Origin of the sequence: Streptomyces sp. TRM64462, from assembly GCF_013362995.1 — a bacterium.
In the GTDB taxonomy this organism is placed as follows: domain Bacteria; phylum Actinomycetota; class Actinomycetes; order Streptomycetales; family Streptomycetaceae; genus Streptomyces.
On record NZ_JABWDV010000400.1, the window covers coordinates 1 to 2,843 of the forward strand.

Below are 2,843 nucleotides of genomic sequence, written 5' to 3' on the forward strand. Positions count from 1 at the left end.
CCCAAGTAGCACGGGGCCCGAGAAATCCCGTGTGAATCTGGCGGGACCACCCGCTAAGCCTAAATATTCCCTGGTGACCGATAGCGGATAGTACCGTGAGGGAATGGTGAAAAGTACCGCGGGAGCGGAGTGAAATAGTACCTGAAACCGTGTGCCTACAAGCCGTGGGAGCGTCGCATGCAAGCTTGCTTGTATGTCGTGACTGCGTGCCTTTTGAAGAATGAGCCTGCGAGTTTGCGGTGTGTTGCGAGGTTAACCCGTGTGGGGAAGCCGTAGCGAAAGCGAGTCCGAATAGGGCGGTAGAGTAGCGCGCTCAAGACCCGAAGCGGAGTGATCTAGCCATGGGCAGGTTGAAGCGGAGGTAAGACTTCGTGGAGGACCGAACCCACCAGGGTTGAAAACCTGGGGGATGACCTGTGGTTAGGGGTGAAAGGCCAATCAAACTCCGTGATAGCTGGTTCTCCCCGAAATGCATTTAGGTGCAGCGTCGTGTGTTTCTTGCCGGAGGTAGAGCACTGGATAGGCGATGGGCCCTACCGGGTTACTGACCTTAGCCAAACTCCGAATGCCGGTAAGTGAGAGCGCGGCAGTGAGACTGTGGGGGATAAGCTCCATGGTCGAGAGGGAAACAGCCCAGAGCATCGACTAAGGCCCCTAAGCGTACGCTAAGTGGGAAAGGATGTGGAGTCGCAGAGACAACCAGGAGGTTGGCTTAGAAGCAGCCACCCTTGAAAGAGTGCGTAATAGCTCACTGGTCAAGTGATTCCGCGCCGACAATGTAGCGGGGCTCAAGCGTACCGCCGAAGTCGTGTCAATCCAGCATGTACGGCCAACGCCGGCTGGGTTGGGTAGGGGAGCGTCGTGTGCCGGGTGAAGCAGCCGTGGAAGCGAGTTGTGGACGGTTCACGAGTGAGAATGCAGGCATGAGTAGCGATACACACGTGGGAAACGTGTGCGCCGATTGACTAAGGGTTCCTGGGTCAAGCTGATCTGCCCAGGGTAAGTCGGGACCTAAGGCGAGGCCGACAGGCGTAGTCGATGGACAACCGGTTGATATTCCGGTACCCGCTTTGAAGCGCCAACGCTGAATCCAGGGCTGCTAAGCCCGTGAAGCCGCCGGCTGAGTCTTCGGACGAGGTCGGAGTGGTGGAGCCGGTGACCCTATCTGGTAGTAGGTGAGTGATGGGGTGACGCAGGAAGGTAGTCCATCCCGGGCGGTGGTTGTCCCGGGGTAAGGGTGTAGGGCGTCACGTAGGCAAATCCGCGTGACATGAGCCTGAGACCTGATGCCGAGCCGATTGTGGCGAAGTGGATGATCCTATGCTGTCGAGAAAAGCCTCTAGCGAGTTTCATGGCGGCCCGTACCCTAAACCGACTCAGGTGGTCAGGTAGAGAATACCGAGGCGTTCGGGTGAACTATGGTTAAGGAACTCGGCAAAATGCCCCCGTAACTTCGGGAGAAGGGGGGCCATTCCTGGTGAAGAGTTTTGCACTCGGAGCTGGGGGTGGCCGCAGAGACCAGCGAGAAGCGACTGTTTACTAAAAACACAGGTCCGTGCGAAGCCGTAAGGCGATGTATACGGACTGACGCCTGCCCGGTGCTGGAACGTTAAGGGGACCGGTTAGCTCCATTTCGGTGGGGCGAAGCTGAGAACTTAAGCGCCAGTAAACGGCGGTGGTAACTATAACCATCCTAAGGTAGCGAAATTCCTTGTCGGGTAAGTTCCGACCTGCACGAATGGCGTAACGACTTCTCGACTGTCTCAACCATAGGCCCGGTGAAATTGCACTACGAGTAAAGATGCTCGTTTCGCGCAGCAGGACGGAAAGACCCCGGGACCTTTACTACAGTTTGATATTGGTGTTCGGTTCGGCTTGTGTAGGATAGGTGGGAGACTGTGAAGCTCATACGCCAGTATGGGTGGAGTCGTCGTTGAAATACCACTCTGGTCGTGCTGGATGTCTAACCTGGGTCCGTGATCCGGATCAGGGACAGTGTCTGATGGGTAGTTTAACTGGGGCGGTTGCCTCCTAAAGGGTAACGGAGGCGCCCAAAGGTTCCCTCAGCCTGGTTGGCAATCAGGTGTTGAGTGTAAGTGCACAAGGGAGCTTGACTGTGAGACCGACGGGTCGAGCAGGGACGAAAGTCGGGACTAGTGATCCGGCGGTGGCTTGTGGAAGCGCCGTCGCTCAACGGATAAAAGGTACCCCGGGGATAACAGGCTGATCTTCCCCAAGAGTCCATATCGACGGGATGGTTTGGCACCTCGATGTCGGCTCGTCGCATCCTGGGGCTGGAGTCGGTCCCAAGGGTTGGGCTGTTCGCCCATTAAAGCGGTACGCGAGCTGGGTTTAGAACGTCGTGAGACAGTTCGGTCCCTATCCGCTGTGCGCGTAGGAATATTGAGAAGGGCTGTCCCTAGTACGAGAGGACCGGGACGGACGAACCTCTGGTGTGCCAGTTGTTCTGCCAAGGGCATGGCTGGTTGGCTACGTTCGGGAGGGATAACCGCTGAAAGCATCTAAGCGGGAAGCCTGCTTCGAGATGAGTATTCCCACCCACTTGATGGGGTAAGGCTCCCAGTAGACGACTGGGTTGATAGGCCGGATATGGAAGCACCGTGAGGTGTGGAGTTGACCGGTACTAATAGGCCGAGGGCTTGTCCTCAGTTGCTCGCGTCCACTGTGTGGTTCCCGGGTTGCGAACAGTCGCACCGGCACACCACGTCACATCACATCATTCAAGTGAATAGTGTGCTTGTTCGCTCGAACCCAATAGGGTTTCGGTGGTCATAGCGTTAGGGAAACGCCCGGTTACATTCCGAACCCGGAAGCTAAGCCTT

At 56.8% G+C, this 2,843-nt stretch carries 2 rRNA genes; both read left to right on the forward strand.

The features are described from left to right. Nucleotides 1-2,668, forward strand: a 23S ribosomal RNA gene (locus HTZ82_RS23755); the annotation flags it as partial. Nucleotides 2,669-2,782: 114 nt separating this feature from the next. Further along, a 5S ribosomal RNA gene (rrf, locus tag HTZ82_RS23760) occupies nt 2,783-2,843 on the forward strand; the annotation flags it as partial.